The sequence below is a fragment of the Buchnera aphidicola (Thelaxes suberi) genome (assembly GCF_964059005.1).
In the GTDB taxonomy this organism is placed as follows: Bacteria; Pseudomonadota; Gammaproteobacteria; order Enterobacterales; family Enterobacteriaceae; genus Buchnera_I; species Buchnera_I aphidicola_C.
This window is the reverse complement of record NZ_OZ060391.1, coordinates 1-2,720: the sequence shown is the minus strand read 5'-3', so window position 1 is coordinate 2,720 and position 2,720 is coordinate 1. Positions and strand designations below refer to the sequence as shown.

At 28.3% G+C, this 2,720-nt stretch carries 2 protein-coding genes; both read left to right on the top strand.

The genetic code is table 11. The annotated features are described in order from the left end of the window. Positions 1-428: 428 nt before the first annotated feature. Positions 429-2,015 (top strand): anthranilate synthase component 1, encoded by a 1,587-nt coding sequence (locus tag AB4W61_RS02575; RefSeq protein WP_367679182.1) that lies wholly within the window; start codon positions 429-431, stop codon positions 2,013-2,015. Between the two features lie 7 nt (positions 2,016-2,022). Further along, the gene (locus AB4W61_RS02570; protein WP_367679181.1) at positions 2,023-2,613 is read left to right on the top strand and encodes an aminodeoxychorismate/anthranilate synthase component II; all 591 of its coding nucleotides are present in this window, start codon (positions 2,023-2,025) and stop codon (positions 2,611-2,613) included. Positions 2,614-2,720: the final 107 nt, after the last annotated feature.

Below are 2,720 nucleotides of genomic sequence, written 5' to 3'. Positions count from 1 at the left end.
GAAAAGTTGGCCATTTGCATTATAAGTAGGGGGGGGTGGAAGAAGGATCAATGAAGAAGGAGAGGGGTAGGGGGGTTAAGGAAGGGCGCAAGAATAATTTTACCATAAATATATAAACCTTAATAATAGTTTATTAATTAAATTTATTTAGATCTTATATATATTATTTATTTTTTCTTTTATCTATAAGACTTGTTTTATTTATTTATAACTATAAAAATAGATTAGATTAATGTACTAACTATTTTCTTATTTAAAAAAAACAAATATATGTTATTATTATAAATAAATTTATAAAAGATTAAACAAATGTATAACTTTAAGATAGCTGAAATCAGTTGAATTTTATACCCCAAGTCTAAAATAAATTATGCAAATGGGGGTATATAAATTTTTTCATTAATTTCATTATTCAATGAGTATATTCTATGAAAAATCATCAATATGAAATTGAAATATTAAAGGAAAAAACAAATTACCATATGGATCCTACCGCAGTTTTTAAAAAAATATGCGGGGGGAAACCTTACTCATTACTTCTTGAATCTGCTGAAATTAAAACAAAAAAAAACGTAGAAAGCATGTTAATAATTGATTCAGCGTTAAAAATTACTGCACAAAATCTTACAGTAACGTTCGATACATTTACACCTAATGGGAAAGCAATACTTCCTATTTTAGATTATTTACTACCTCCTAAAATAGAAACATTTTCATACCCCAACGGAAGAAAATATAAATTCCCTGAACCTCAAAAAAACATAAATGAAGATCAAAATTTAAGAAATACTTCCATTTTTGATTCCATTAGGGTATTATTAAAAACCATTAAAACACCACAGAACGAACCCAAATCCGTCTTTTTAGGAGGATTTTTTTCTTACGATTTAGTGACAACTTTCGAAAACATACCTAAATTAATAAACAAACAAAATTGTCCTGATTTCTGCTTTTATCTTGCAGAAACATTACTTATTATAGATCATAAAAATAAAACTAGCTCTATACAATCCACTCTATTTAAAAATAATATATCTGAAAAAATCCGATTAAAAAATCGTATGTCTGAAATTATAAAAATTCTATCAAAAATTTCCAATAAAAAAATTAAAATACCCAAAATAAAAATAACAAAAAAAAAATCTATATCTACTAATAAAAACGATATTCAATATATAAAGATTATAAACGATATAAAAAAATTTATACAAAAAGGAGATATTTTCCAGATCGTCCCTTCTAGAAAATTTTTCTCACCCTGTGAATCACCCCTTATTTCATATCAGGTATTAAAATCAAAAAATCCTAGTCCATATATGTTTTATATGCAAGACATCAATTTCACTTTATTCGGTGCATCACCCGAAAGCTCATTAAAATTTAACCCCGAAAATAGAAAAATAGAAATTCATCCCATTGCAGGAACGCGACCTAGGGGTTTCATAAAAAATAATAAAATTGATATTGATTTAGATAATAAACGCGAATTAGAAATGAGAACCAACCCTAAAGAATTAGCTGAACATATAATGTTAGTAGATCTCGCTAGAAACGATCTAGCACGTATTTGTAACCCGGGTACTAGATATGTAGCTGAACTAACTAAAGTCGATAAATATTCACATGTGATGCATCTGGTATCAAAAATAGTGGGTATACTAAAAGAAGACCTTGACGCATTACATGCCTACCAAGCATGTATGAACATGGGTACTCTAAGTGGTGCCCCTAAGATAAGAGCAATGCAATTAATATCACAATATGAAGGGGAAAGAAGAGGAGCATATGGTGGTGCTATGGGCTACCTAACAGCTTCTGGATTAATAGACACATGTATAATCATAAGATCAGCTTATGTCGAAAAAAAAATTGCTACAGTGCAGGCTGGGGCTGGAATTATATTAGATTCCATCCCACAACTTGAAGCTGATGAAAGTCGTAATAAAGCAGAAGCTGTTCTTAACTCAATAATGATTGCTAACGAAATATCAGATGATCTAAAAAAGGGAAAGTAACAAGGAAATGACAAACATATTATTTATAGATAATTTTGATTCATTCTTATACAACTTTATTGATCTTTTAAGAATTAAAAATCATAATGTTATTATCTTTCGTAATAATACTTGTTTAAAGGTAATTGAAAAATTTATTAGAAATTTTAATGATCCAATCATAATTTTATCCCCCGGTCCAGGAGCTCCAAAAAATGCCGGATGTATGAATCAAATTATTAAAAATTTTAAGGGCAAAATACCTATAATTGGGGTATGCTTAGGATTTCAAGCTTTAATTGAAAGCTATGGTGGAATAATAAAACCAGCAGAACCAATAATGCATGGAAAGGCATCTTTAATTCATCATGATAAAAAAGCCATGTTTTCAAGTATTCCTAATCCATTTTTGGCTGGGAGATACCATTCCCTTATGGGAGCTAATATTCCTGATACATTAATTATTAATGCTTTTTGTGAAAAAGTACCTATGGCTATCAGAAACGATGACCATTTAGTATATGGGTTTCAATTTCATCCAGAATCTATTTTAACATCTGTAGGATCAAAAATTGTTGAAAATACAATAAACTGGATAAATAAAAATAAAAAAAAATAAAAAAATAAAAATTTTTCTTATTTATAAATATTTTATAATAATTTGTCAAGAAAAATTTTAATAAAAAACCCTACCCAACCCATCCCTAAAGATAAAGGGGTGGGTAA